Below are 25,597 nucleotides of genomic sequence, written 5' to 3'. Positions count from 1 at the left end.
CGCAGGAATGGATATGTACACGGTCCAACTGTGTTGACTGTCAGGCCGTCTTCGCAGGCAAGCCAGCTCCCACATTTGGACTGCGGCGCGTCAGGTATATAAGCGTCGGCTGTCAGTCCGTCACGGGAGCAAGCTCCCTCGCCACAGGTCCAGCGTCGCACCAAAGTTGTGTAGATACCTATGGCCATCGCAGGCAAGCCAGCTCCCACACTGAAGGGCGTATACCTTGGTTTTTATGGTCTTCAATCAACCCGCTGAATACTTCTTCAACAACCGCCAACCACAGGTCTAGGGTGACGCAACAATAAAAACAGCAGGATGCAGCAATGACCGCCATGACCCGCTGCCTGGACCGTCCTGGATTTATGCCACGGCTGTCCGCCCACCATGCGTTGCGTGCGCGGCTGACTGTGCCTCTGCTGACGGCGCAGGCGCGGGTAAGGTTGCTGTGCGCACCGGGAGGCAGTGGCAAGAGCGCGTTGCTCGCCGAGTGTGCGCTGCAGGCGCCGAAGGGCTGTCAGGTGGTGTGGATGCCACTCAACGGTGCCGCGCTCAGCCCCTTGGAATTCTGCGCACGGCTGGCGCAGCAGCTTGGCTTGCCGTTTGTGGATGAAGCCACGTTATTGCTCGACTTGGGCCGTTGGCCACACACCACGTGGTTGTTTCTGGATGATTTCTGTCGCTCGCCTGCGCCTGAGCTGGATGCGCTGCTGGACCGTTTGCTCGCCGCTGGCAGCCCGCAGTTGACCTGGTGGCTGGGCGCGCGACGGCGCCCGTTGTGCAATTGGCCACGCCTGTTGCTCGACGATGAGTTGCTGGAGTGCAGCGAGTTGTTTTTCAGCGCTGAGGAAGTCGAGCAACTGCTCGCCCCGGGGCATAGCGTCGACAGCGTGATGCAGTTCAGCGCCGGTTGGTGCGCCGGTGTGCGTATCGCCTTGTTGGGCGACGGCCACCCCGACAAGACCCTGCTCGATTACCTGCAGCATGAGCTGTTCAACACCTTGTCGGCACCATTGGCTGAGGCCTGGCGCGTGTTGGCCCATCTGCCGCGCTTCAACCTGAACCTGTGTGAGTACTTGTTCGGTGGTGGTGACGGCGCTGAGCATTTGCGCGAATTGCAGGCACTGGGTGCGTTTATCCAGCCCTGGGAAGACACTAGCGACTGGCTCCACATTTTCCCACCGTTGGCGCGACTGCTGCGCGACGAACCCTGGCCGGCCAAACGCTCCTGGCACCGACGCGCGTGCCAATGGTTCAGCGCCGAGGGTGACTGCCAGGCCGCGTTCGAGCAGGCGTTGCTGGCGCAGGAATATGAAGTGGCGGTGAGCCTGTTGCAGCACTTCAGTTTCGAGGATTTGTTTCGCCAGCAGAACGCCGTGTTGCTGTTGCGCCTGCATGAACAGCAGGGCGATGAATTGATGTTGGGGTCGGCGCAACTGGTGGGGCTGCTCACGGCCGCGTTGTTGTTTGCCGGGCGCTTCGAACAGGCGGCCTTGTGCATCGACCAACTGGCCCGGTTCGCCCCGCAACCGACTCCCGCCGCGCAGCGCTATCTGCTGGCGCGCTGGCAGGCGCAGTGGGGCTGGTTGCTGCATTTGAGCGGCGACGCCGAACGCTCCCGCGAGCACTTTCTCGAAGCCCTGCAAGCGTTGCCCGACAGCGCCTGGACATCGCGCCTGATGTGCCTCTCGGGCCTGACCCAGCAAGCCTTGCTGCGCGGTGAGTTGGAGGCCGCCCAACGCTTGAACCGTGAAGCGCTGTGCCTGGCCCGGGTCCACGGTTCGCTGGTATTGGAGGCCCTGCTGGAGTTGGACCACGCCCAATTGCTGGAGCAGCGTGGCGCGCCGTACCGGGCGCAAAGCCTGTTGGAAACGGTGCAAGCGATGTTGGCCGGGCAACGGCTCAACGCCGGGCCGTTGGTGGGGCGTATTGTTCTGCGCCGCGGGCATCTGGCCTTGCGTCAGGGCCAGGACGGCCTGGCCGCCGAATGTTTCGAGGCCGGCTTGAGCATGTGCCTGCAGAGCCAGGACAAGCGCGTTCTGTACGGATTTCTGGGCCTGGCGCTATTGGCGGCCAATCGTGGCGACTACGCCCAGGCCTTCATTCAATTACGCGACGCCGAACGCCTGATGCAGCAGCGCCATGTGCCCGACACGGTGTACCGTGCGGTACTGCTGTTGGTCAGTGGGCACTTCTGGTTGCAGCAAGGCCGCGCCGAATTGACGGTGCAAGCCGTGCGCCGGGTGTTGCGCCACTTTCGCGGGCCTTGCGCCAAGCAGGCACCGCCGGCCACCTTGGAGCTGATCCCGCGCCTGGAATATTTGCTGGTACTGGCCGAGGTCAAGCTGGGCTGTGCCGAGCAACCTATCGCACGGCTCAATGCCTTGCTCGACACCTCACGGCAACGCGGCATGCTTTGCCTGGAAACCGAATTGCACCTGGTGCTGGGTGAAGTGACCTGGCAGCTTGGCGACCCGGCGTTGGCGCGTCGGTCGCTGCAAGCTGGCTTGGCGCTGGCAGAGCGTTGCCAGGTGCAGCAGGCGGTCCGCGAGTTGCGTTTACGCGCCCCGGGACTTTTGAGTGAGCTGGGCCTGGAGCCCCAGGCCGCGCCTGCCGGGGCGGCGCAGAACCCGCTGAGCCAGCGTGAGTTGGAGGTGCTGCAACTGATCGCCCTGGGCAACTCCAACCTGGAAATCGCTGATCGCCTGTATATCTCCCTACATACCGTCAAGACGCATGCGCGGCGTATCCACAGCAAACTCGGGGTAGAGCGACGCACCCAGGCGGTGGCCAAGGCGAAGACGTTGGGCTTGATGGTCTAGGCGCAGAATGCCTGGCGGTATTGGCCCGGCGTGGCGCCCATGGCGTGGCGAAAGCGCTGGTTGAAATGACTGGCGCTGGAAAAACCGCACAGCAAGGCCAGCTCACTGATCGGCAAAACGCTGCTGCGCAGCAGGTTTTTCGCTCGCGCCAGACGCCGTGCCAGCAGGTATTGATGGGGCGGCACGCCGAAGCTTTGGCGGAACATTCGGGCGAAATGGTATTCGGACAGCGCGCACATGGCGGCCAACTGGCCGAGGCTGATGGCGTCTTCCATATGTTGATCGATGTACTCCACCAACCGCCGCCGTTGGTGCGCGGCCAACCCGCCTTTCAAGCGCAAGCCTTCGCGGGCGCCGACCTGGTTGAGCAAGGTATGGCTGAGCAGTTCGTGGGCCAGGCTGCTGGTCAGCAGGCGCTCGCCGGGCTCGTGCCAGTTGAGGCTGACCAACTGGCGAAAACGCTGGGCCTGGAATGGGTCTTCAAGGAAGGTGCCCTCGCGCAAGTGCAACTCCCGTGGCTCCCGGTCCAGCAGGGTGACGCAGCCGAGGGCAAATTGTTCCGGGCTGAAATACAGGTGGGCCAGGCGAATATCGCCATTGATCACCCAGGCCGACTGATGCTCGGCCGGCAGGATGCACAGTTTGTCGGGGCCGCCCTTGAGGCCAGGCTGATCACGCCGAAAGGTGCCTGTGCCACCGCCGATGTAGCAGGACAAGGTGTGATGGCTGGGAGCCTGGTAATCCTGGGCGTCATGGTGGTTGCTCCACACAGCCGCAGCCAACCCGTCACCGAGCTCGGCGCAGGCTTGCAGGCGTGCGTGGGGCGAGCGGTTGAGGGCTTGGAAGACGTGCAGCGTTTGCAGCTCTGGCATGGTGTGTTCTCCGACACCCTGCATCCTACGCTCCACGGCTGGCGCTGTGAGCCCATCGCCCGACAAAAGCGCAAGAATGTGCAAGAGCCTGCAAGGGGTTGAAGGCCACACTGTGGCTCAATCGACGGAGCCGGCTATGAATCTTTTCCTGTATCTACTCACGGTGCTCATCTGGGGCACCACTTGGATCGCCCTCAAATGGCAGTTGGGCGTGGTCGCGATTCCTGTGTCGATTGTCTATCGCTTCGGCCTGGCCGCTCTGGTGCTGTTCGTGCTGTTGCTGCTCAGCCGCAAGTTGCAGGTGATGAACCGGCGCGGGCACATGATCTGCCTGGCGCAGGGGCTGTGCCTGTTCTGCGTCAACTTCATGTGCTTTCTCACCGCCAGCCAATGGATCCCCAGTGGCCTGGTGGCGGTGGTGTTCTCCACGGCGACCTTGTGGAACGCGCTCAATGCCCGGGTGTTTTTCGGCCAGCGGGTGGCGCGTAATGTGCTGATGGGCGGGGCGCTTGGGTTGCTGGGGCTGGGCTTTTTGTTCTGGCCGGAGCTGGTTGGGCATACCGCCAGCCCGCAAACCTTGTTGGGCCTGGGCTTGGCCCTGCTGGGCACCCTGTGCTTCTCGGCGGGCAACCTGCTATCGAGCCTGCAGCAGAAGGCCGGGCTCAAGCCGCTGACCACCAATGCCTGGGGCATGGCCTATGGGGCGGCGATGCTGGCGACCTATTGCGCAGTACGTGGTATTCCCTTCGAGATGGACTGGAGTGCGCGGTATATCGGCGCGCTGTGGTACCTGGTGATCCCAGGCTCGGTGATTGGTTTTACCGCTTACCTCACCCTGGTGGGCCGCATGGGGCCGGAGAAAGCGGCGTATTGCACGGTGCTGTTTCCAGTGGTGGCGCTGAATGTGTCGGCCGTGGCCGAGGGTTACCAGTGGACGGCGCCGGCGCTGATGGGGCTGGTGCTGGTGATGCTGGGGAATGTGCTGGTGTTTCGTAAGCCCCGTGCGCTCGATTGTTCCCACGCTCTGCGTGGGAATACCGCTGGGGACGCTCCGCGTCCGCTCTCGAGGCCATGACGCGGAGCGTCGGGTGAGGCATTCCCTCGCGGAGCGTGGGAACGATCAACGGAGGTGCCCGCTTTATTTGAGGCCTAGCCGCTTGGCCATGCGCCCCAGGTTGGCGCGGTCCAGGCCCAGTTCGCGGGCGGCGCTGGCCCAATTGTGCTGATGGCGTTCCAGGCAGGCGCTGATGAGTTGGCGCTGGTAATGCTCGGTGGCCTGGCGCAGGTCGCCGCTGACCACCGGGAGGGCAGGGGCCGGTGCCTCTTCGGCCGCAGCCGCAGTCACGTCGGGCAAGTCCAGGTCCAGGGCGCTCAGGCTGAGAATCTTGGGGCGCTCGCGGCAGTTGCCCAGGGCTTTCAACGCGCTGCGTCCGATCAAGTGCTCCAGCTCGCGCACATTGCCGGGCCAGTTGTAGGCCGTTAGGGCCGCCTGGGCATCTCCGGTCAGGCGCAGGCTGCCCAGGCCCATGCGTGAGCGGTTCTGTTCGAGGAAGAACCCCGCCAATAGCAGCACATCACGCCCGCGCTCGCGCAGCGCTGGCACTTGCAGTGGGTAGACGCTCAAACGGTGGTAGAAGTCGGCACGGTAGCGGCCATTGCGCACCTCTTCGGCAAGGTCGCGGTTGGTGGCAGCAACCAGGCGCACATCCACCTGGTGCTCCTTGTCCGACCCCAGGCGCTGCAACTGGCCGCTTTGCAGCACGCGCAGCAACTTGGCCTGCACGGTCAACGACAACTCACCCACTTCATCCAGGAACAAGGTACCGCCATTGGCCAGTTCGAACTTGCCCCGGCGCTCGTTCGACGCGCCAGTAAAGGCGCCGCGCACATGCCCGAACAGTTCGCTCTCTACCAAGGTCTCGGGCAGGGCGGCGCAGTTGAGGCTGATCAGCGGTTTGTCGGCGCGGGAGGAGGCGGCGTGGATCGCCTGGGCCACCAATTCCTTGCCGACCCCGGTTTCGCCGGTAATCAGCACGGTCAAGTCACTGCCGCCGACCAGGTTGATTTCCTCGACCAGGCGCTTGTGCGCTTTGCTCTGGCCGATCATTTCCTTGGGCTGCTGGCCACTGGCCTGGCGATAGATCTCGGCGCGCTGGTGCTCGTCTTCGGCCCGCAGCGCCAGGCGCTCGATGCGTTCAGCCACGTTGACGGTGGCCGCGGCGAGGCTGGCGAAGGCTTGCAGGGCGTCCAGCTCGACCCGTTCAAAGCGCTCGGTATCGAGGGCGTCCAGGGTCAGCAGCCCCCAGGGCTGGTCGTCGATAAACAGCGGGCAGCCCATGCAGTCGTGGACTTCCAACTGGCCGTGCAAACCGGCGACCAAGCCGTCATAGGGGTCGGGCAATTGGCTGTCACTGTCGAAGCGGGTAGGGCCGGGGCTGCTCAGCAGGATCTCGAAGCGCGGATGTTCGCTGACCTTGAAGCGTCGCCCCAAGGTATCGGCGCTCAAGCCGTCCACGGCCAGCGGCACCAACCACTCGCCGTCCAGGCGTAACAACGCGGCGGCGTCGCAGGGCAGCAGTGCACGCATGGCTTGCAGCAGGCGCCGGTAGCGCTCGCCTTCGGGCAAGTCCCGGGACAGGTCAGCGACCAGCGGCAGTAAGGTGGTGAGCAGTGGTTGTGCAGTCATAATGACTCCCTGTAGTCCTTATGACTATAAAGTGTAGGAAGTCATACTGACTACACAATATTTAAGTTATTGAAAATAAATGATTTTTAAGTTGGCACGATTACTGACTGCCTAAAAGCAATCAGTAAGAAGACCCAGGAGTCTCCCATGCTTAGTGCCCAAGACCGTGCCATCATCAAATCCACTGTGCCCCTGCTGGAAAGCGGCGGCGAAGCGCTGATCACCCATTTCTATCGCATGATGCTGTCCGAGTATCCCGAAGTCCGCCCACTGTTCAACCAGGCCCACCAGGCCAGTGGTGACCAGCCTCGCGCCCTGGCCAATGGCGTGCTGATGTACGCGCGGCATATCGACCAGTTGGACCAACTGGGCGACCTGGTGGCCAAGATCATCAACAAACACGTGGCGTTGCAGATTCTGCCGGAGCATTACCCCATTGTTGGCGCCTGCCTGCTGCGGGCTATTTCCGAAGTGCTGGGCAGCGAGATTGCCACCCCCGAGGTCATGAGCGCCTGGGGTGCGGCCTATGGCCAGTTGGCGGACATTCTGATCGGCGCCGAAGCGGCCATCTACGACGAAAAAGCCCAGGCGCCTGGCGGCTGGCGGGGGGCGCGGGCGTTCCTGTTGGTCAAACGCGTGGAGGAGAGCGACGAGATCATCTCCTTCTACTTCGCGCCGGTGGACAACGGCCCGATCCTTGCCGCAGCGCCCGGCCAGTACATCGGCCTGAAACTGGTGCTCGATGGCGAGGAAGTGCGTCGCAACTATTCCCTGTCGGCCCTCACCGACACCGGGCTGTACCGCATCAGCGTCAAGCGCGAAGCGGGCGGGCGGGTCTCCAATTACCTGCACGACCAGATGCATGTCGGCGCGACCATTGACCTGTTCCCTCCGTCGGGCGAGTTCACCCTGGCCGCCAGTGATAAACCGCTGGTGCTGATCAGCGGCGGGGTAGGCATTACGCCCACGCTGCCGATGCTCGAAGCCGCCCTGGCAACCGAGCGCCCGGTGCATTTCATCCATTGTGCCCGTAACGGCGGGGTGCATGCGTTCCGTGACTGGGTGGACACCCTGGCGGCCAAGCATCCGCAGCTCAAGCGTTTCTACTGCTACGCCGAGGATGACGGCATCAGCCCGGCGGCAGACAAGGTCGGGATGCTCAACCAGGAGCAACTGGCGGCCTGGTTGCCTGAGCAGCGTGATATTGATGCTTACTTCTTGGGCCCCAAGGGCTTCATGGCCGCGATCAAGCGGCATCTCAAGGCGCTGGGTGTGCCGGAGAAGCAGGCGCGCTATGAGTTCTTTGGCCCGGCGGCGGCGTTGGAATAGAATTTGGCCAATTGACCCTATCGGCATTATCGCGGGCAAGCCCGGCTCCCACAGAGGATCGCATTCCAATGTGGGAGCCGGGCTTGCCCGCGATGGCGTCCGCACAATCACTACATTTGCCACGATTAATCCGCTGTTAACCCCCCTCTGTTTTAACCACTGCCTGTGTGTAAACTTGTTGCCATCAGGCACAACCATAATCAGAGAAAGGGAAAGACGGGGATGATTGACGACATGCGTTTAGGCAGGGAGCGGCGCTTTCTGGTGTTGCTGGGCATCATCTGCCTGGCGCTGATTGGCGGGGCGCTGTACATGCAAGTGGTACTGGGCGAAGCACCGTGCCCGCTGTGCATTCTGCAACGCTACGCCTTGCTGCTGATTGCGCTCTTCGCGTTCATCGGCGCGGCCATGCGCACCAAGGGCGCGCTGACGTTCTTCGAAGGGTTGGTGGTGCTCAGCGCCTTGGGTGGCGTGGCTGCGGCCGGCCACCATGTGTACACCCAGTTCTTTCCCCAGGTCAGTTGCGGCATCGATGTGTTGCAGCCGATCGTTGACGACCTGCCCCTGGCCAAGGTGTTTCCCCTGGGCTTCCAGGTCGACGGCTTTTGCAGCACCCCCTACCCACCGGTCCTCGGCCTGTCCCTGGCCCAATGGGCGCTGGTTGCATTCGTGCTGACGGCGATCCTGGTGCCCCTGTGCATCTATCGCAACCGTCATCCCAAAGCCTGAACCGCCGCGCCTGCCGAACGCTCCGTTGCTTCTGAATGAAGGCGGAGCGTTTTTGTTTGTAGGGATTTGTGAAAGCACCGTGACGAGGGGCAACGGAAGGTGCGCGCAGCGTGCGACATGTTGTCACATGAACGTTGTCGCAGGACGTTTCTGACCCGCCAAATCGGCCCTTGGATTTGCACCCCACGTACAAATTGTGCTGTCAGTTCGTGGTTCCCACGGCGGCCCGATTCGTGTGCGGCCCCAATCCCTGAAGCATCTATGAATGCCTTGTTTTATGGGCACTTGGATACCCTTGGCATGCCCTTACAGGCCGTAAGGGAAGTGGCACTGTGCCCAATAACACGGCAATTTTTGTGGTTTTTGTTGAGAATCGAACGCGATAAGATCGCGAATCTTTGCAACTTTGGTGAAGGATTGTTGCTGGAATCGATAAAAATTATTTCTCTATAAGACATGGTTTATACATCGCTAGCTAACTACAATCGCCCGCACTGAATGTCCGGTGCTGTTCAATATTTGAGCATTGGAGCGGTCGAGGAGCAGATGGAAGGCTCAATGCGACCCCAGGTTCCGGCAGCCTTTCAACTATCCGCACCAAATGGAATTGGTCTGTAACAAGGCCTTTAGCCACGAAATCGAATAAGAACTCACTGCAGGTCCGTGAAACGTACAGTCATGACGTGTCGGGCAGGCTCTTATTCAATCGAAGAGAAATGCCAACCCTTGGCAGGGTGAAGTGTTGGCGATCAAAACCCAACTGCATTGCGCAAGCTGCTTTAGAGGTCGTGAGATGAGTAAAAACAGGTACCCCCGATTACTAGGCTTTTTGCCGCTGCTTGGCATGATGTTAATGCTGGGAGGCTGCAAGTGGACCTTGCTCGACCCAAAAGGACAGGTCGGTCTGGATGAACGAAACCTGATCATCACCGCTACCCTGCTGATGCTGCTGGTTGTGGTGCCTGTGATCGTGATGACCTTCGCCTTCGCCTGGAAATACCGCGCGTCCAACACCAGCGCCACCTATGCGCCGAAGTGGTCGCACTCCACCAAGATCGAGATCGCGGTGTGGTTGGTTCCGATCCTCATCATCATCGCCCTGGGTTACGTCACCTATAAGTCGACCCACGCGCTGGACCCGTATCGTCCGCTGGAGTCCGACGTCAAGCCTGTGAACATCCAGGTGGTCGCGCTGGATTGGAAGTGGCTGTTCATCTACCCGGACCTGGGTATCGCCACTGTCAACGAGATCCGCTTCCCGGAGCACACCCCGCTTAACTTCCGGATCACCTCCGACGCCGTGATGAACTCGTTCTTCATCCCTGCACTGGGTGGCCAGATCTACGCGATGGCAGGCATGCAGACCCGCCTGCACCTGATCGCCAACCAGAAAGCTGAAATGGAAGGCATCTCCGCCAACTACAGCGGCGCTGGCTTCACCGGCATGAAATTCAAAGCGATCTCGACAAGCCAGGAAGATTTCGACGCCTGGGTAGCTGCAGTCAAGGCCGCACCTAAACAGCTTGATCAAGCTGAATACGACGCTCTGACCAAACCGAGCCAGAACAACCCTGTCGCCTTGTACTCCGCGTATGAGCCGGACCTGTTTCAGAAAATCGTCGACAAGTACGAAGGTATGAAGCCAGGCAAGCCGGTCAAGCACGAGAAGAAAGAAGTGGCCGTGGTTGAAGGTTCTGATACAGGCGCGCATTCAACTGCTGGGGCAGAGGAGTAAACGATGTTTGGTAAATTAAGTTGGGACGCGGTCCCATTCCACGAGCCGATCGTAATGGTGACTATCGCCATGATCGCGCTGGGTGGTTTGGCGCTGGTTGCGGGTATCACCTATTTCAAGAAGTGGTCCTACCTGTGGACCGAGTGGTTGACCTCGGTCGACCACAAGAAAATCGGCGTCATGTACGTCATCGTTGCCATGGTCATGCTGCTGCGTGGTTTTGCCGACGCCATCATGATGCGTACCCAGTTGGCCATGGCCACCGAGGGTTCGCCTGGCTACCTGCCACCTGAACACTATGACCAGATCTTCACCGCCCACGGTGTGATCATGATCATCTTCATGGCGATGCCTTTCTTCACCGGCTTGATGAACCTTGCCTTGCCGCTGCAGATTGGTGCGCGTGACGTTGCCTACCCGTTCCTGAACTCCCTGAGCTTCTGGCTGCTGGTGTCCGGCGTGGTGCTGATCAACGTTTCCCTGGGCGTCGGCGAATTCGCCAAGACCGGTTGGGTTGCGTATCCGCCATTGTCGGGGCTGCAATACAGTCCGGGCGTGGGTGTGGACTACTACATCTGGGCGCTACAGTTATCAGGGCTCGGAACGACATTGACGGGGGTCAACTTCCTGGCCACCGTCCTGAAAATGCGCGCCCCTGGCATGAAACTGATGGACATGCCGATCTTCACCTGGACCTGCACCTGGGCAAACGTGCTGATCGTGGCTTCGTTCCCGATCCTGGCCGCTACCATGGCGCTGCTGTCGCTTGACCGTTACCTGGATTTCCACATTTTCACCAATGAACTTGGTGGCAATCCAATGATGTACGTGAACCTGTTCTGGGCATGGGGTCACCCTGAGGTGTACATCCTGATCCTGCCAGCGTTCGGTATTTTCTCCGAAGTGATCTCGACCTTTACCGGCAAGCGCCTGTTCGGTCACCACTCGATGGTCTACGCCTCTGGCGCGATCTCCGTACTGGGCTTCATGGTGTGGCTGCACCACTTCTTCACCATGGGTTCGGGGGCCAGCGTCAACGCGTTCTTCGGCCTGGCGACGATGCTGATTTCCATCCCGACGGGGGTGAAGCTATTCAACTGGCTGTTCACCATCTACCACGGTCGTCTGCGCATGACCAGCCAGGTCCTGTGGACCCTGGGCTTCATGGTGACCTTCGCCATCGGCGGCATGACCGGCGTACTGTTGGCCATCCCGGGTGCTGACTTCGTGCTGCACAACAGCCTGTTCGTGATCGCCCACTTCCACAACGTGATCATCGGTGGTGCGGTATTCGGCTACATCGCTGGTTTCAGCTTCTACTTCCCGAAAGCGTTCGGCTTCAAGCTGCACGAAGGCTGGGGCAAGGCTGCGTTCTGGTTCTGGATCTCGGGCTTCTTCGTCGCGTTCATGCCGCTCTATGCACTGGGCTTCATGGGCATGACCCGTCGTCTGAACGCCACCACCAACCCTGAGTGGGTACCGTACCTGTACGTTGCCATGTTCGGTGCGGTGATGATCGCTGTGGGCATCGCCTGCCAGCTGATCCAGCTGTACGTCAGCGTGCGTGATCGCAAGCAGAACATGTGCGAATCCGGCGACCCATGGAACGGCCACACCCTGGAATGGTCGACCTCGTCGCCACCACCGTTCTACAACTTCGCCGTGATCCCTACTGCGAACACCATTGATGCGTTCACCGAAGCCAAGGAAGACGGTACTGCGTACCAGAAGCCCAAGCACTACGAGCCGATCCACATGCCAAACAACACCGCCACTGGCGTGGTGATGGGTGCGCTGTTGACCGTGTTCGGTTTCGCGATGATCTGGCACATCTGGTGGCTGGCAATCGCGAGCCTGGTGGGCACTATCGGTTACTTCATCATTCACGCTGCCCGTGATGATCAAGGCTACATGGTGCCGGTCGAAACGATCGAACGCATCGAAGCCGAGCAACACGCTCGCCTGGTAGCCGAGAAGAAGATCCCGGCCAACCGTGTAGAAACCTCGTTGGAACAGGCTTAAACCATGTCGAACTTAGTGACCAATGCTGGACACGCCCATGTCGATGACCATGGGCACGATGACCACCACCACGACTCGGGGCCGATAACCGTCTACGGTTTCTGGCTCTACCTGATGACCGACTGCATCTTGTTTGCGTCGATCTTCGCGGTGTACGCGGTACTGGTAAACAACGTAGCGGGTGGCCCGTCGGGCCACGACATCTTCGAACTGCCTTACGTGCTCGGCGAAACCGCCTTGCTGTTGTTCAGTTCGATCACCTACGGCTTCGCCATGTTGGCCTTCTACAAGGGCAACAAGAAGGGCGTACTGAGCTGGCTGGGCCTGACCTTCCTGTTCGGCCTGGGCTTCATCGGCATGGAGATCAACGAGTTCCACCTGCTGATCTCCGAAGGCTACGGCCCGCACCGTTCCGGTTTCCTGTCGGCGTTCTTCACGCTGGTCGGCACCCACGGTCTGCACGTATCCGCTGGCCTGCTGTGGATGGCAGTGATGATGTATCAGGTCAATAAGCACGGCCTGACCAACACCAACAAGACCCGCCTTAGCTGCCTGAGCCTGTTCTGGCACTTCCTGGACGTGGTCTGGATCTGCGTATTCACCGTCGTTTACTTGATGGGGACTCTGTAATGGCTAATGCACACTCCCATGACAGCCACGATTCAAGCCACGGCAGCGTAAAGTCTTACGCCATCGGCTTCATCCTGTCGGTCATCCTGACCCTGATCCCGTTCGGCCTGGTGATGTACCCAACCTTGCCGAAGTCGATCACCTTGATGATCGTCCTGGCGTTCGCGGTGATTCAGGTTCTGGTTCACCTGGTGTACTTCCTGCATCTGGACCGCTCCAAAGAGCAGCGCGAGAACGTGATCGCGTTTGTGTTCGCAGGCCTGGTGATCGTTCTGCTGGTTGGTCTGTCGCTGTGGATCATGTTCAGCATCCACACCTACATGATGGCGAAGTGAGGTAAGACCCGATGTCGCTTAAGCACTTTATCCAAATCACCAAACCGGGGATCATTTTCGGTAACGTGCTTTCTGTGGCGGGCGGTTTCTTCCTGGCCTCCAAGGGACATGTCGATCTGGCCATCTTCCTGGCTGCAATGATCGGTACGTCCCTGGTGGTTGCTTCCGGTTGCGTATTCAACAACTGCATCGACCGTGACATCGACATCAAGATGGAGCGCACCAAGAATCGCGTGCTGGTCCAGGGCCTCATCTCCCTGAAGCTGGCACTGATCTATGCGACCGTCCTAGGTGTTGCCGGTGTGGCCCTGTTGTACAAGGTGGCCAACCCGTTGGCGGCGCTGTTTGCCGTGATCGGTTTTGTCATCTACGTCGGCCTCTACAGCCTGTACCTCAAGCGCAAGTCGGTTCACGGCACGCTAGTGGGCAGTCTGTCGGGGGCAATGCCGCCGGTGATTGGTTATGTAGCTGTGACCAATAGCTTCGACATGGCCGCGCTGACGCTGCTGGTGATGTTCAGCCTGTGGCAGATGCCGCATTCCTACGCCATCGCGATTTTCCGCTTCAATGACTACCTGGCTGCGTCGATTCCGGTATTGCCGGTCAAGCGTGGCATCCAGGTGGCCAAGAAACACATCCTGCTCTACATCCTGGCCTTCCTCGTGGCGACCTTGATGTTGACCTTCAGTGGCTACGCCGGCATGAGCTACCTCGCCGTCGCCGCCGCGATGGGTATGTACTGGTTGTACATGGCCTGGACCGGCTACAAGGCGGTGGACGACACCGTCTGGGCGCGCAAGCTGTTCGTGTTCTCGATCTTCACCATCACCGCGCTCAGCGTGATGATGTCCCTGGATTTCCAGGTACCGAAAGAGCTGTTGCTAACCTACGCACACTGAGTGGTCTTGCAGTAAAAAAGCCCCGCCTTCGAAAGTCGCGCGGGGTTTTTTATTGAGCGCTGCGCTAAACCGGATACGCTGCGTTATCGTTGACGTTTTTCGCGAGCGAGCTCGCTCCTACCCCCCATTCTACAAATGCAGGAAGCAATGCAATGAGTAAAAAAGCCGTGATGGTCTTCAGTGGCGGGCAGGATTCGACCACCTGTCTGATCCAGGCCCTGCCGCTGTATGACGAAGTGCACTGCATTACCTTTGATTACGGCCAGCGCCATGTGGCAGAAATCGAAGTGGCCCAGAAATTGGCCAAACAGTTGGGCGCCACCGTGCACAAAGTGATGGATGTGTCCCTGCTCAATGAACTGGCGATCAGCAGCCTGACACGCGACAACATTCCGGTGCCGACCGTGAACAGCTCGGGCGAAAGCCTGCCGAGCACCTTTGTGCCGGGGCGCAACATCCTGTTCCTGACCCTGGCTGCGATCTACGCCTACCAAGTGAAGGCCGAGACTGTCATCACCGGCGTGTGCGAAACCGACTTCTCAGGCTACCCCGATTGCCGGGATGAGTTTGTCAAAGCACTCAACCAGGCTCTCAAGCTGGGCATGGAGTACGACGTGCGCCTGGACACGCCGTTGATGTGGCTGAACAAGGCCGAGACCTGGGCCCTGGCCGATTACCACGGGCAACTGGAGCTGGTGCGCGAGCAGACGCTGACTTGCTACAACGGCATCATCGGTACCGGCTGTGGCGAGTGTGACGCGTGCAACCTGCGCGCTCGGGGCTTGAATGACTACCTGCAGAACAAGGCACCTGTCATGCAGAGCCTCAAGCACAAGTTGCAACTCAAATAACCCTTGTAGGAGCGAGCTTGCTCGCGAAAAACCTGAGAGCGCCGCGTTCCACCAGATGCGCTGCGTGATCGTTGACGTTCTTCGCGAGCAAGCTCGCGCCTACAGGATTATTGATAGCGCTTGAACAATGAACGTGCCCCGTAGGCCGGCAGGATGTTGAAGAACGCAAAGCCGACTTTGATCGCGATCTGTACATAGATCATGCTGAGGATGTCGCTGGTCTGCATCGCCCCGTAGAAGGCGATAAAGCAGAACAGGAAGCTGTCGATAATCACCGCAAAGAACGTACTGAGGAATATCCGCAGGTATAGATACCTGGAGTTGGTCAGCTCCTTGATCTTGCACAGCAAGTAGGAATTTATATTCTCCGACACCAGGAACGAGACCGAAGAGGCCACCAGCACCGACGACACTTGCAGGATCACGTCGGTATAAGGCCCATCCAGCTTCCAGCCCGGTAGCCCCGGCAGGAACGTGGAGCCATACAGCAGGATGATGATCATCGCGTTGCTGGCAAACGCAAACAGAATGGCTCGCCTGGCCAGGCGCAAGCCAAAATTCTCGTTGAGCAAGTCCACGATCAAGAAGGTCAGCGGGTACAGGAACGTGCCCGGCGTGACGATGATGCCCAACGACTCCAGGTAAATCGGTTTGGTCGCGGCAATGCTGGTGAAGATATAGAAGGTGAACAGCAGCAAGTTCAGGATGATGTAGATCATCCAGGAGTTTTCATTGCGGTCGTTTATATCGTAGGCGGTCAGCGTTCCGCCTTGGGAGTAGAACTTCTTGTACAGGTTCTTGATTTCCATCTTGTTGAAGTTGTCCATCATTTCACTGCTGAGCACTTCACTCAGCTTGATCTTGAGGACCTTGCCCGTGGCGATCACCATGATCACCGCCAGGCGCTTGTCGTTTTCAAAGCCCAGCAACTTGTATTTGCTGTTTTCCACGGCGCCCTCAGACGTTGTCATTGAAGCGCTCCTCAAGGATGTCGCCGATGACACACAAACGCTCTGAGTTCCCGCAGGGTTCGAGGGTGATGAACAGCTTCTTGGTGGCGCGGTCGTACACCAGTTTTTCTTTATCGTCGCTCGACGAGCCTTTCTGCACGATCAGCAAGTCCCCCGGTTCATTGAGGCCGGGAATCCCGTGCTCCAGGCGCACGCCGATCAGGTTGCAGGCGCTGCCAAAGTAGTAGGTCAGCGGATGAAGCGTGGCCAGCTCACCGATGCGCTTGCCCAGGCTTTGCATGAGCAGGCTTTCCTTGAGCACAGGCACTGCCGCCGGGTTCTTGTTACCCAGTGGGGAAACATTGCTCTCGATGACTTCCTTGGCTTCAAAACTGATCGTCTCGATTTCTTCGTAGGAGACGCCAAAGAAGTCAGAGATCTTGCGTATCGTCGACTGCTGTACGTTAACGACCTTGCCTTCCAGGATGTTATAGATGGTGGTCCTGGTCAGGCCGGCGGCACTGCTTAACGAAAGCTGGGTTTCGCCACGACTCTTGATCAAGTACTTGATGTTGCTCTTCAAGTGCTCGGTTTTTTCCCGTCTGTGTATCAAGTGCTCACCACTTCCATTTAGTCATCAGTCCATGCCGGCAGAACCCATTCTTGACGGTTCGCGGCAGTGAAAGTGTTGCATGCGCCCGCTACAACAATAAAGTACTGAGTGCAGGGATACGCCTCGGTGGTAAATCAGGCAACGGCTTTCTCGTCATACTCTTCTGAACGGCCAGCGCGAATCCCTCGCGCCTCTACAAGGAGTAGTCACCATGGTGCGTGTCAGTCGTCGATCCCTTCTCGCCCTGGGCGCGGCCCTGCCTGTGTTGGGGCAGCTCAATTGGGCGCTTGCCAGCCCGGCGCCGACGAAATCTGACAAGGTACTACTCAATTATAACGAAAGCCCCTACGGCCCTTCAGACGCGGCTCGCCAGGCGATGGAGCGCGCGATTGCAGCCTCCGGGCGTTACCCTTACCCGGACATGTATGCATTGGCCGCGTTGTTTGCCGAGCAACAGGGCATCGCCGAAGAAAACATCGGGGTATTTGCCGGTTCGATGGCTGCCCTGCGTTACGCGGTGCTGGCGTTCGCCAGCCAGACCCGCGGCCTGGTGATGGCCACGCCGTCCTACGAAGTACCGCGCCAGGCGGCCGAATCGATCAAGGCGCCGGTGCATGAAGTTAACCTCGACGCCCAGCATGCCCACGATGTGCACGCCATGCTCGCCGCGGACCCACAGGCCGGCATGCTGTACCTGTGCAACCCCAACAACCCGACCGGTACGCTCACCTCGACCGAGGCTATCCGCCACGCTCTGGTGAATAAACCCAAGGGCAGCGTGCTGGTTGTGGACGAGGCTTATATCGACTTCTGCGACGCCCCCAGTTGCGTAAGTTGGGTCAAGGAACACCACGACCTGCTGGTACTGCGTACCTTCTCGAAGATCTATGGCATGGCCGGTGCGCGCCTGGGCCTGGCGATCGGCCACCCGGCGCTACTGGAGCGGTTGGCCGTGTTCGGCGGCGACAACGTCCCGGCCGGCGCCAGCTTGCTGGCCGCCCGTGCGAGCCTGGAAGACGCGCAACTGGTGGGCCAACGCAGAGCGCTCAATGCCAGGTTGCGCGATGAGACGATCGCCTGGCTCAAGGGCCGGGGCTTTACCTGCACCGTTTCCCACAGCAACTGCTTCATGATCGACGTGAAGCGCCCGGCAGAGCAGGTGATTGAGCAGTTGGCGGCACGGAATGTACTGGTCGGGCGGGTGTGGCAGGACTGGCCGCAGTGGGTGCGGGTGACGGTGGGCAATGAGCAGGAGATGGAGCGCTTTCGCGAGGCGTTCGCGGCGCAGGTCTAGCCCCTGGGTTTGCATCCGTTGCCTGGACAGGTAAGCCAGGCATGCTGCATGCTCGACCGGGTTGAATGATCAAGGAAGACACCCGTGCGACCTAATGGCCAACCCGATAAAAAATCGCCCATGCTGCCCGAGGATATGCGCCGCTTGCTCGATACCGAACTGAGCCGCCGTGGCCTGGGACACTTCGAGGTCTACCAGTGTGGGCCGACGCTGGACCAAGCGCAGATTGTGTCCAATTACCCCGAGGCCATGGAGCCTTCCGACACGGCCGACGATTTCTACCGGCGTGGCGAGCTGGTTTCATTGACCCGTACGCGGATCAAACCATTTTTCTGGAGTGATGAACACCTGCTGGCCGTGGCCGATGAGGCGGTGCCGGTGCCGGGCCCCTACAAACCCGTTGGCGAGGGCGCCAGTTTTATCGTGCATGGCAATCGCGGCTTCTACTCGGTGCTCAATCTGTGCAGCTTCGGCGAACATCGGCAATTTCGCGAGACCGTGCTGGCCCATCAAAGTGAACTGCAGATGCTGTTGGTCTCGATGTACGACGAGGCCCTGGAAGATCACGCGGCGCCTGTCGAACAACAGACGGTGCTGACCCCAAGGGAAACCGAAGTATTGTCCTGGGTCAGCCTGGGCAAGACCTACAACGAAGTGGCACTCCTGACGTCGATGACCTCCCATACGGTCAAGTTTCATATGAAGAATATCTTCGGCAAATTGCAGGTCAGCAACGGCAAATCAGCAATCGGCAAGGCCCTGCAATTGGGCTATATCCGCCACCCGGCCTGAGGCCGCAATCACCGCCTACCTGTCCAAATGGGTAGCTTGTTCGCCGCACAGTGCTGCATTAGTTTGCCCAGCTATGGAGTTTGGCGCCGGACACACCGGCGCCGCCATTGCGAAAGGACATCCGGATGAGCCGCTCTGCAGCTTTGCTCCACACCTGTGCCAGCGTGCTGCGCTGATGGGTACTTTTCACGCCTTGCGCGGCCTTAATGCGCGGTTGCAAGCATTGTTCATGATCACGCTGGTGTTCCGCACGGGCACCCTGGCGTTTCCTTTTTACGCGGCGTACCTGATTCATCAACACGCGATATCGGCAGGCACGGCAGGCCTGTTGGTCGGCGTGTATGGCGCGGGCGCCCTGTGTACCGACCTGATCATCGGCGCCGTGATCAAGCGGTTTTCGGCCAACCGGGTCATTCTCGGTTCGTTGTTGTTCAACGCGGTGTTGCTGCTGGTCATTCCCTCGGTGGATAACCTGCTCGCGCTGTTCCTGTTGTCGTTTCTCTGGGGGGCCTGTTACGAAGCCTTCACACCGGCCGCGTTCTCCGAGACAGTGGCTCACAGTAATCTTGAGTCACGCAAAGTGGCGTTTTCCTGCAACCGATTGGCGATCAACATCGGCATGGCCATCGGGCCGCTACTGGGCAGCTTGATCTTCCTCAGCAATGCCGACGCGGTCTTCTACATCAATGCCGTGCTGTCCCTGCTGGCCTTCGCCGCCTGCCTGCGGTTTGGTCGGTCTCGGCAGGCCACCCAAGGCGTACCTGTCGCCGTCAAAGGCGAGGGCTTGCCCGAGGTGGCGGCTCATGAGCGTTCGCGACTGCTGGTGATCCTGTTGGCAGCGCTGCCGGTGCACGTGGCTTACGCATTACCGCCGACTTTTCTGTCGGCGTACATCATCAACTACACCCAATTGCCGGCCTATTACGTGGGCATCATCTTTTTTATCAATGCGTTGCTAGTGATTGTGTTTGAAGTGCCGATCAACCTGCGCATGGCGCACTTGTCGAGCAGTCGCTCGCTGATCATTGGCCTGTTGCTGGCAGGCTGCGGTTTCTTCTTGATGGGCTTTGGTCAGGTCGGCGCGCTGTTGGTGCTTGCTACGGTGTTGTGGAGCCTGGGCGAGATGATTGTGTTCCCCGCGATCACCCACTACGTCAGCAGCATTTCCAGCCGCGACAGCGTGGGCCGCAACCTTGGCTACTACTCGGCGGGCGTCAACATCGGCGTGATGATCGCGCCCTCGTTGGCGTTCATGTTGCTGGCCCGGCCAACCTTGCCGTCACCGTGGCTGCTGGCAGGCTGTGTGTTGTTGCTGTTCGCAATCGCCGTGGGGATGATGAAAAGCTCGGCGGTGTTGTGGAATAAAGAGGCGTAGACGGCAACCGGCGCTGCGCCTTGCACGCGCGCCTGGTTGCGTCAGCTACTTACTGGGCGGCGATGGCGTAGCCGTCAAAGGCGCTTTGCTGTTGCAGCGCGGTCACGATGCTCTTGCGCGTGACCGGTTGCTCGGCGCCGCTGTTGTCGATGAAGGTTTCGCTCGCAAGTTCCGCCTCGCTGCCTTCGCCCACAAAGGTGAACCCCAGGAACTCCAGCGCTTCGCGGTCCACATTGAGCTTGGAGCGCGGCGTGCGCAGCGGCAAGGTGACGCTGATGCCATCCTTGCTGATCACAAACACTTCGGTGTCTTTCTTGGCGCGTGCAGCCTTGCCCTTGCCGGCGCTCGGGTTGCTGATGGCCTGGTGCGATTGGTTAAGCACTTTGAGGGCCAGGCCATAGACCAATTCCTGGAACTCGGGATCGTCCTTGAAGCTGGACAGGATGCGGCTGATCGAGAACTGGCTGCTCAGGTGTTCCAGGGCGGCGTTGTCTGCGGCTTCGGCGTCTTTCAATTGTTTGAGCTGGCCCATCAGGTCATAGGCTTTGTCATCGTCGAAGGCATCGTGGGCCTGGCGGATGGCAACGCGTAGCTCGCGGATCTGGTCGCTTTCCTTGGAGGTGTGAAACGCGTCCAGCACCATCTCGCTGATGATCTTGGCGGCTGGCACATGCTGTGAAAGATTGATGGCGTTTTCGTATTCGGCTTTGGCGTACAGGGCGACTACGGATTCTTCGGCGGATTTTTCGGTGTAGGAATCAGACATTAAAATTTCACTGCGTAGTATGCGGAGAGACAAAAAAACGTCGGGCATTTTCAGCGGGTGAGGGGATCAGGTCAAGGCAGCCCGCTATTCGTCCAGCTGTGTGAGGCACGCCTGGAAGATATCCAGGCCTTCCTCCAACACCGCAGGTTCAATGGTCAGCGGGGCCAGCAAGCGCACGATGTGCCGCGACTTGCCGCTGGGCATCAGCAGCAAGCCAGCCTCTCGCGCCAGCACCAGCAGTTGCGCCAGTTGCTTGGGAGCGGGTGTGCCGTCGGCGTGGGCCAGTTCAATGCCCCGCATGGCGCCGACACCGGTTAGGCGGCCCAGGTAGGGCGAAAGTTGCAGCGCGCGCCAGGCTTCATAGCGACCCACAATCGCGGCCTCCTGCGCGACGCCCCAGGCGTGCAGGTTTTTGTCGCTCATCACCTCAAGGGTCGCCAGCGCCGCCGCGCAGGCGACGGGGTTACCGGAGTAGGTGCCGCCCAGGCCGCCTTTGGGCAGGTTGTCCATCAGCGCCTTGCGCCCGACCACTGCCCCCAGCGGCATGCCGCCGGCGATGCTTTTGCCGAGCAGCAGCAGGTCCGGCTCGATGCCCAGGCGCGAGAAGGCGAAACGCTGGCCGGTGCGACCAAAACCCGACTGGATTTCATCAATGATCAGCAGGATGTTGTGCTGGTCGCAGAAGCGTCGCAAGGCTTGGGCAAACTCAGTGTCCAAGGCTAGAAAACCGCCTTCGCCCTGCACCGGCTCGATGATGAAGCAGGCCACATCGTTTATGTCGATTTCCACGCTGAACAGACGCTCCATCGCCTTCAGCGCGTCGGCGCAGGTCATGCCGTTATCGGTACTGGGGTAGGGCAGGTGATACACAGGGCCGGGCAGTACGCCGACCTTCTGCTTGTAGGGCGCGACCTTGCCATTGAGGTTGAGGGTCGCCAGGGTGCGTCCATGGAAGGCACCGTCGAAGGCGATCACCGCCGTGCGACCAGTGGCACCACGGGCGATCTTCAAAGCGTTCTCTGCCGCTTCTGCACCGCTGTTGGTGAGCATGCCGCTGACGGGGTAACCCACCGGGATAAAGGCGCTGAGGCGTTGCATCAACTCGATGTAGGGCGTATGCGGTGCGGCGTTGAACGCGTAATGGGTGAGCCGGACCGCTTGCTCGCAAATGGCCGCCACCACGGCCGGGTGGCAATGGCCCAGGTTGAGCACGCCGATACCCCCGACAAAGTCGATGTAACGCTTGCCTGCAGTGTCCCAAACCTCGGCGTTTTTACCGTGACTGAGGCTGATGGGGTGAACGATGGAAATCGACTGGCTGATGCTAGCGTGACTCATGGCTCTGGGACTCGGCAGTGGTGGGCGCAGCGCTATCTAAGCCGCGCGCCCGGCCTTGCCGCAAACGAAATAAAGTCGCCGTGTCATTCCACCTTGGAAGGAGCTGCGACTATTCCGACACCCCATCCTTGCCCGCCGCCTTGGATCGGTACAAGGCTTGATCGGCCCGCGCCATCAGCGCAGCCGGGGACTCGCCCATGCGCCGCTCCACCACGCCCAGGCTCAGGGTAACGTTCAAGGCGCCCACGGGGGCCGCCTCCTTGATTTTATGGCGAATCCTTTCGGCCAACTCTTTGGCCTCGTCCAGGCTGCTTTTGGGCAGCACCACCATAAACTCATCGCCGCCCCAGCGCGCCAGCAAGTCGCTTTTGCGTACGCAGGCTTCCAGATGTTCCACTACCCGTATCAGGGTCTGGTCGCCGACGCCATGGCCGTATTGGTCATTGATCGGCTTGAAGTCATCGACATCCATGGCCACCAGTGCCAGGGGCAGGCGGAAGCGTTCGGCGCGGTCGCATTCCTCCAGCAGCACTTTTTCCAGGCGGTACCGGTTGGCGATGCGCGTCAGGGCGTCCCGCTCGGCCAAAGAGCGGTTTTCGTCCAGCTGCAATTGCAGTTGCTGGTTGACGCGCGACAACTCGAGGGTGCGCTCCGCGACCAGTGCTTCCAGGGATTGGTTGCGCTTTTGCAACTGTTCGATGGAGCATTTGCGCGTATGGATATCGCGGTGTGCGCCGACCATGCGCGCCACGGAACCGTCGGGGTTGCGGGCAATGACGTAGCCGCGGTCCTCGATCCAGAGGTACGTACCGTCTTCTTTTCGGCAACGGTATTCGGCCCGGTAATGAGCGGCGCGTTGGCTGATGTAGTCATCGAACACCGTCATCACGCGAGGGTAATCCTCGGGGTGGATCACGTTCTCCCAGGTGAAGACGCTGTTTTCCAGAGAGTGGTGAGAGTATCCAAGCATTTCGTACCAGCCGGGATTGCGGTAGACGAAACCGGTATTGGCGTTCCAGTCCCAGATGCCGTCACTGACCAGTTCCATGATGGCGTGCAACAGGTCTACGTTAAGGTCGGAAACCTCATGGCGTAGCGGTTCTTTGCCGGATGTATCGTCCATCTGCACGCTTCCTGCGGGGGCTGGCGCCCAAGGCCAGTCATGGTTGACGCCGATACTCCGTGGCTGGCGCTACTGTACATCGGCGCTTGCGCGCTTTGAATAGGGCAGGTGTGCTGCTTTTGACGAGTGGCGAAACGCTATTTTTCTGGCGCCATCATCTTTGTCCGAGGCTTCCCATCCGCGTTGTGCTGGTAAATGGCTTGCGGTTGGCCCTGCTCATTGAAAAACACCTGGCCAATGCCCGCCGAGTTCCACAGCCGCTCACCCGCTTCGGCGTGCTCTGGAATATAGGGCACCACCTGCATGGTGCGGCGGCGGGTAAACCAGTTAAGCGGCGAACGCGGGGAGTAGAGCCAGCGGTTGAGGCGGTCGAACCATTCCAGCAGGCGTGGCGGGAACTCGTTCTTGATGCCGCTGCTGGTGATTTGCCAGATATTGGGGCCGCCGTTGCGGTGGCGGATCAGCACTTGGTAGACAAACGAGTAATGCACATCACCGGAAAGGATCACGTAGTTACCCGGCGTGCGCGAGTGGCGGAAGATATTCAAAATCACTTGGGCAGCGCCGCGGTGGGCCATCCAGTTCTCGGCGTCCACCAGCAGTGGGAAGCCACACCAGCTGAAAACCTTTTGCACCGTCTCGATCAGCTTGACGCCGAACACCGGCGCAGGCGAGACAATGATGGCTGACGGGTGGTCCAGTAGCGCTTGTTGCAGTTCGCTCAAGGCTTCCCAGTCCAGTAGCCCGGAAGGTTGCTTGAGGGTGAACTCGCTGCGCCAGCGTCGGGTGCGGGTGTCGAGTACCACCAGCGCCGGGGTGGTGGGCAATACGTAGTGCCACTGCTGGAATTTCAGCAGCGTTGTGACTAGCTCATCCTGCTGTGTGGCGTCCAGGTGGTTGTCTTGCGCCTGGTTGGCAAGTGCCTGGGTTTGGCTCACCAGTTCGCCAAAGACCTTGGGCTGGTTGCCCCAGCCCTGGCATAAAAGATAGGCCATCAAGGCATTACCGATGATGCGTTTGGAGAAGGGATGGCCGTAGGCAGTTTCTTCCCATTGGGCGCTGAGGTTCCAGTCGTCGGTGATGTCGTGATCATCAAAGATCATCAGGGTCGAGAGGTGGGCGAATACCCGGGCGACCCCTGGAAGGCCACTGCGAAATTGATCGATCTGTATCTGTTCGCGGGCATAACGCTGCTGTTCTTGCGCGCTCAGTTGCGGCGGTTGGGGGGAGATCAGTGTCCACGGTGTGGGCGACCAGGCCAGCAGGTACATGGCGATCACTTCGGCAAAGGTCACCAGGTGATTATCGGCGGTGCTGCTGGTGAAAATCGGTTTCTTCACGCCGCCGAAAAAGCGCTCACGCAAGGTCTCGTTACTGTCCAGCGCGGGGAGCAGGTCGGCGCGATGGTAATAGCTGGCGCGATGCCCGTAGAGGGCGGCACTGTCGTCAACCACGGCCCCTTCCAGGTATTCGTCGAACAGGCCCAGGCGCGCGATTAATTCATGAATTGCCCGCAGCATGGGTCCCGCGACGTCGTCGGCGTAGACCTGGTCGCCGCTCATCATCAGCAAGGCGGGGCGTTGTGCCACGGTGGGAGCTTGCGCCAGCAGACGATCAATGCACAGCAACCCGTCATCAGCGCGATGGTGAGGCTTGCGGCAGGAGCCGTGGACCAGTTGGTGGATGCGCCCATGCACGACGAAATCGGGCAGCGTGGCGCCTGCGTACAGCAGATGGGGTGCCCACTGGGCTATTCCGCAGCCGTCAATAAACAGGTCATAGTGGATGTTTACATCCAGAGGCAGGGCGTCAGTCAGGGGCACATCGATCAAGTGGATAAACGAATGGCGCCCGACGGGAACGATTTGACAATGTGCATGAAGGTGAATATCCAGTGTTGATCCCTGAGCGTGCTGCAGCCTCATAACCAGCTTCAGTTCCCGGCTCGCCACCAGCCATAGCACCACACGCTTTGGTTCCAGGCGGCGCAGCAACGGGCCGGCAAGTACGGGGGGAAGTGACTGCAGTTCAGGCATGACGCGATCGGCTCACTAATAAGACAAGCACTCAGTATAACGCTGAAAATGTCGGCATTTCGTCAACGAACGTCAGACAGTAATATGTTGTGGCTATTAATGAATAAGCAGCGCCCTGGGCGCTACTTATTTAGTAGTTGCGCTTAAGTAAGTTTACTCAAAGAACATGGCCTTTGCCGAGACTGTCCAAGCCACCACCATTACGTCTGCCGCCTCTGTCTGCGGTGACCCCATTGTCATTAATCGAATTATCGGGAGCGATTTGATCGAGGCTTCGTTTCGAGCGTGAGTTGACCTTCTCGCTGGCTTGGGTGTCTTGGTCGGGGGCGGATTGGGAAATGTAAGTATTGACGGGATTAAAGCCGATAGAATTGAACACGGTAACGCCTCACTATTAATG

At 59.7% G+C, this 25,597-nt stretch carries 22 protein-coding genes; 13 read left to right on the top strand and 9 right to left on the bottom strand.

Features of this window, described 5'->3' with window-relative positions:
* Positions 1-326: 326 nt before the first annotated feature.
* Positions 327-2,822 carry a LuxR C-terminal-related transcriptional regulator gene (locus ACTJLA_RS04785; protein ID WP_057975049.1) on the top strand — a complete coding sequence of 832 codons (2,496 nt, stop codon included), beginning with the start codon at positions 327-329 and terminating at the stop codon, positions 2,820-2,822.
* Here ACTJLA_RS04785 and ACTJLA_RS04780 read toward each other — a convergent pair.
* Positions 2,819-3,694, bottom strand: coding sequence for a helix-turn-helix domain-containing protein (locus tag ACTJLA_RS04780; RefSeq protein WP_127881023.1), 876 nt, complete (start codon positions 3,692-3,694; stop codon positions 2,819-2,821). The genes ACTJLA_RS04785 and ACTJLA_RS04780 overlap by 4 nt on opposite strands.
* 136 nt (positions 3,695-3,830) lie before the next feature.
* On the opposite strand from ACTJLA_RS04780, the gene ACTJLA_RS04775 reads away from it, so the two are divergent.
* Positions 3,831-4,769 carry a DMT family transporter gene (locus ACTJLA_RS04775; protein ID WP_054921560.1) on the top strand — a complete coding sequence of 313 codons (939 nt, stop codon included), beginning with the start codon at positions 3,831-3,833 and terminating at the stop codon, positions 4,767-4,769.
* Positions 4,770-4,832: 63 nt separating this feature from the next.
* Here the strand turns inward: ACTJLA_RS04775 and norR are convergent, their stop codons facing one another.
* Complete coding sequence (gene norR, locus ACTJLA_RS04770; RefSeq protein ID WP_054921562.1) at positions 4,833-6,380, bottom strand: nitric oxide reductase transcriptional regulator NorR; 1,548 nt, start codon at positions 6,378-6,380, stop codon at positions 4,833-4,835.
* A gap of 147 nt (positions 6,381-6,527) precedes the next feature.
* Between norR and hmpA the strand changes: the two genes are divergently transcribed.
* The 8 genes from hmpA to queC all read left to right on the top strand — a co-directional run bounded on the left by hmpA (position 6,528) and on the right by queC (position 14,910).
* A complete protein-coding gene (gene hmpA, locus ACTJLA_RS04765) occupies positions 6,528-7,709 on the top strand; it encodes an NO-inducible flavohemoprotein (RefSeq protein WP_054896963.1) in 1,182 nt (393 codons plus the stop codon).
* 222 nt (positions 7,710-7,931) lie between these two features.
* Positions 7,932-8,438: a disulfide bond formation protein B gene (locus tag ACTJLA_RS04760; RefSeq protein WP_047711744.1), complete on the top strand. Its 507-nt coding sequence runs from the start codon at positions 7,932-7,934 to the stop codon at positions 8,436-8,438.
* Between the two features lie 793 nt (positions 8,439-9,231).
* Complete coding sequence (cyoA, locus tag ACTJLA_RS04755; protein WP_054896962.1) at positions 9,232-10,173, top strand: ubiquinol oxidase subunit II; 942 nt, start codon at positions 9,232-9,234, stop codon at positions 10,171-10,173.
* Between the two features lie 3 nt (positions 10,174-10,176).
* A complete protein-coding gene (gene cyoB / locus ACTJLA_RS04750) occupies positions 10,177-12,195 on the top strand; it encodes a cytochrome o ubiquinol oxidase subunit I (RefSeq protein WP_003194053.1) in 2,019 nt (672 codons plus the stop codon).
* 3 nt (positions 12,196-12,198) lie between these two features.
* A complete protein-coding gene (locus ACTJLA_RS04745) occupies positions 12,199-12,825 on the top strand; it encodes a cytochrome o ubiquinol oxidase subunit III (protein WP_003194052.1) in 627 nt (208 codons plus the stop codon).
* Positions 12,825-13,160: a cytochrome o ubiquinol oxidase subunit IV gene (cyoD, locus tag ACTJLA_RS04740; protein WP_003194051.1), complete on the top strand. Its 336-nt coding sequence runs from the start codon at positions 12,825-12,827 to the stop codon at positions 13,158-13,160. The genes ACTJLA_RS04745 and cyoD overlap by 1 nt, the downstream gene beginning before the upstream one ends.
* Before the next feature lie 11 nt (positions 13,161-13,171).
* Positions 13,172-14,059, top strand: a complete 888-nt coding sequence (gene cyoE / locus ACTJLA_RS04735; RefSeq protein WP_003194050.1) for a heme o synthase — start codon at positions 13,172-13,174, stop codon at positions 14,057-14,059.
* A 152-nt stretch (positions 14,060-14,211) separates the two neighbouring features.
* Entirely contained in the window at positions 14,212-14,910 is a 699-nt protein-coding gene (gene queC / locus ACTJLA_RS04730; RefSeq protein WP_057975053.1) for a 7-cyano-7-deazaguanine synthase QueC, read from the top strand.
* A gap of 107 nt (positions 14,911-15,017) precedes the next feature.
* On the opposite strand, the gene ACTJLA_RS04725 is transcribed toward queC, so the two are convergent.
* Positions 15,018-15,881, bottom strand: coding sequence for a queuosine precursor transporter (locus tag ACTJLA_RS04725; RefSeq protein ID WP_014719862.1), 864 nt, complete (start codon positions 15,879-15,881; stop codon positions 15,018-15,020).
* Complete coding sequence (locus ACTJLA_RS04720) at positions 15,868-16,473, bottom strand: helix-turn-helix transcriptional regulator (protein WP_080757657.1); 606 nt, start codon at positions 16,471-16,473, stop codon at positions 15,868-15,870. The genes ACTJLA_RS04725 and ACTJLA_RS04720 overlap by 14 nt, the downstream gene beginning before the upstream one ends.
* A 211-nt stretch (positions 16,474-16,684) precedes the next feature.
* Between ACTJLA_RS04720 and ptaA the strand changes: the two genes are divergently transcribed.
* The 3 genes from ptaA (at position 16,685) to ACTJLA_RS04705 (ending at position 19,934) form a co-directional block, all read left to right on the top strand.
* Positions 16,685-17,767, top strand: a complete 1,083-nt coding sequence (gene ptaA, locus ACTJLA_RS04715) for a pyoverdine biosynthesis transaminase PtaA (RefSeq protein ID WP_054896960.1) — start codon at positions 16,685-16,687, stop codon at positions 17,765-17,767.
* Between the two features lie 84 nt (positions 17,768-17,851).
* On the top strand, positions 17,852-18,559 hold the full coding sequence (locus ACTJLA_RS04710) for a helix-turn-helix transcriptional regulator (protein WP_054896959.1): 708 nt from the start codon (positions 17,852-17,854) through the stop codon (positions 18,557-18,559).
* A 175-nt stretch (positions 18,560-18,734) separates the two neighbouring features.
* Positions 18,735-19,934: an MFS transporter gene (locus ACTJLA_RS04705; RefSeq protein WP_169918863.1), complete on the top strand. Its 1,200-nt coding sequence runs from the start codon at positions 18,735-18,737 to the stop codon at positions 19,932-19,934.
* Positions 19,935-19,983: 49 nt separating this feature from the next.
* On the opposite strand, the gene ACTJLA_RS04700 is transcribed toward ACTJLA_RS04705, so the two are convergent.
* From ACTJLA_RS04700 to ACTJLA_RS04680, 5 genes are all read right to left on the bottom strand, one after another.
* Entirely contained in the window at positions 19,984-20,700 is a 717-nt protein-coding gene (locus ACTJLA_RS04700; RefSeq protein ID WP_034128720.1) for a hypothetical protein, read from the bottom strand.
* A gap of 84 nt (positions 20,701-20,784) precedes the next feature.
* Entirely contained in the window at positions 20,785-22,038 is a 1,254-nt protein-coding gene (locus ACTJLA_RS04695; protein WP_314545376.1) for a 2-aminoadipate transaminase, read from the bottom strand.
* 109 nt (positions 22,039-22,147) lie between these two features.
* Positions 22,148-23,161 (bottom strand): sensor domain-containing diguanylate cyclase, encoded by a 1,014-nt coding sequence (locus tag ACTJLA_RS04690; protein WP_314545374.1) that lies wholly within the window; start codon positions 23,159-23,161, stop codon positions 22,148-22,150.
* Positions 23,162-23,298: 137 nt separating this feature from the next.
* Entirely contained in the window at positions 23,299-25,197 is a 1,899-nt protein-coding gene (locus ACTJLA_RS04685; protein ID WP_054922001.1) for an alkaline phosphatase D family protein, read from the bottom strand.
* 157 nt (positions 25,198-25,354) lie between these two features.
* Positions 25,355-25,576 (bottom strand): hypothetical protein, encoded by a 222-nt coding sequence (locus ACTJLA_RS04680; RefSeq protein ID WP_127881017.1) that lies wholly within the window; start codon positions 25,574-25,576, stop codon positions 25,355-25,357.
* Positions 25,577-25,597: the final 21 nt, after the last annotated feature.

Origin of the sequence: Pseudomonas sp. 22072 (genome assembly GCF_052046095.1) — a bacterium.
Classification (GTDB): Bacteria; Pseudomonadota; Gammaproteobacteria; order Pseudomonadales; family Pseudomonadaceae; genus Aquipseudomonas; species Aquipseudomonas paracarnis.
The sequence above is the reverse complement of the archived record's forward strand: the minus strand, read 5'-3'. Positions and strand labels throughout refer to the sequence as shown.

Bases quoted from the DNA above. Each gene is read 5' to 3' on its own strand.
- ACTJLA_RS04785 (WP_057975049.1), top strand. From the start codon at position 327: ATGACCGCCATGACCCGCTGCCTGGACCGTCCTGGATTTATGCCACGG.
- ACTJLA_RS04780 (WP_127881023.1), bottom strand. From the start codon at position 3,694: ATGCCAGAGCTGCAAACGCTGCACGTCTTCCAAGCCCTCAACCGCTCG.
- ACTJLA_RS04775 (WP_054921560.1), top strand. From the start codon at position 3,831: ATGAATCTTTTCCTGTATCTACTCACGGTGCTCATCTGGGGCACCACT.
- norR (WP_054921562.1), bottom strand. From the start codon at position 6,380: ATGACTGCACAACCACTGCTCACCACCTTACTGCCGCTGGTCGCTGAC.
- hmpA (WP_054896963.1), top strand. From the start codon at position 6,528: ATGCTTAGTGCCCAAGACCGTGCCATCATCAAATCCACTGTGCCCCTG.
- ACTJLA_RS04760 (WP_047711744.1), top strand. From the start codon at position 7,932: ATGATTGACGACATGCGTTTAGGCAGGGAGCGGCGCTTTCTGGTGTTG.
- cyoA (WP_054896962.1), top strand. From the start codon at position 9,232: ATGAGTAAAAACAGGTACCCCCGATTACTAGGCTTTTTGCCGCTGCTT.
- cyoB (WP_003194053.1), top strand. From the start codon at position 10,177: ATGTTTGGTAAATTAAGTTGGGACGCGGTCCCATTCCACGAGCCGATC.
- ACTJLA_RS04745 (WP_003194052.1), top strand. From the start codon at position 12,199: ATGTCGAACTTAGTGACCAATGCTGGACACGCCCATGTCGATGACCAT.
- cyoD (WP_003194051.1), top strand. From the start codon at position 12,825: ATGGCTAATGCACACTCCCATGACAGCCACGATTCAAGCCACGGCAGC.
- cyoE (WP_003194050.1), top strand. From the start codon at position 13,172: ATGTCGCTTAAGCACTTTATCCAAATCACCAAACCGGGGATCATTTTC.
- queC (WP_057975053.1), top strand. From the start codon at position 14,212: ATGAGTAAAAAAGCCGTGATGGTCTTCAGTGGCGGGCAGGATTCGACC.
- ACTJLA_RS04725 (WP_014719862.1), bottom strand. From the start codon at position 15,881: ATGACAACGTCTGAGGGCGCCGTGGAAAACAGCAAATACAAGTTGCTG.
- ptaA (WP_054896960.1), top strand. From the start codon at position 16,685: ATGGTGCGTGTCAGTCGTCGATCCCTTCTCGCCCTGGGCGCGGCCCTG.
- ACTJLA_RS04705 (WP_169918863.1), top strand. From the start codon at position 18,735: ATGGGTACTTTTCACGCCTTGCGCGGCCTTAATGCGCGGTTGCAAGCA.
- ACTJLA_RS04700 (WP_034128720.1), bottom strand. From the start codon at position 20,700: ATGTCTGATTCCTACACCGAAAAATCCGCCGAAGAATCCGTAGTCGCC.
- ACTJLA_RS04695 (WP_314545376.1), bottom strand. From the start codon at position 22,038: ATGAGTCACGCTAGCATCAGCCAGTCGATTTCCATCGTTCACCCCATC.
- ACTJLA_RS04690 (WP_314545374.1), bottom strand. From the start codon at position 23,161: ATGGACGATACATCCGGCAAAGAACCGCTACGCCATGAGGTTTCCGAC.
- ACTJLA_RS04685 (WP_054922001.1), bottom strand. From the start codon at position 25,197: ATGCCTGAACTGCAGTCACTTCCCCCCGTACTTGCCGGCCCGTTGCTG.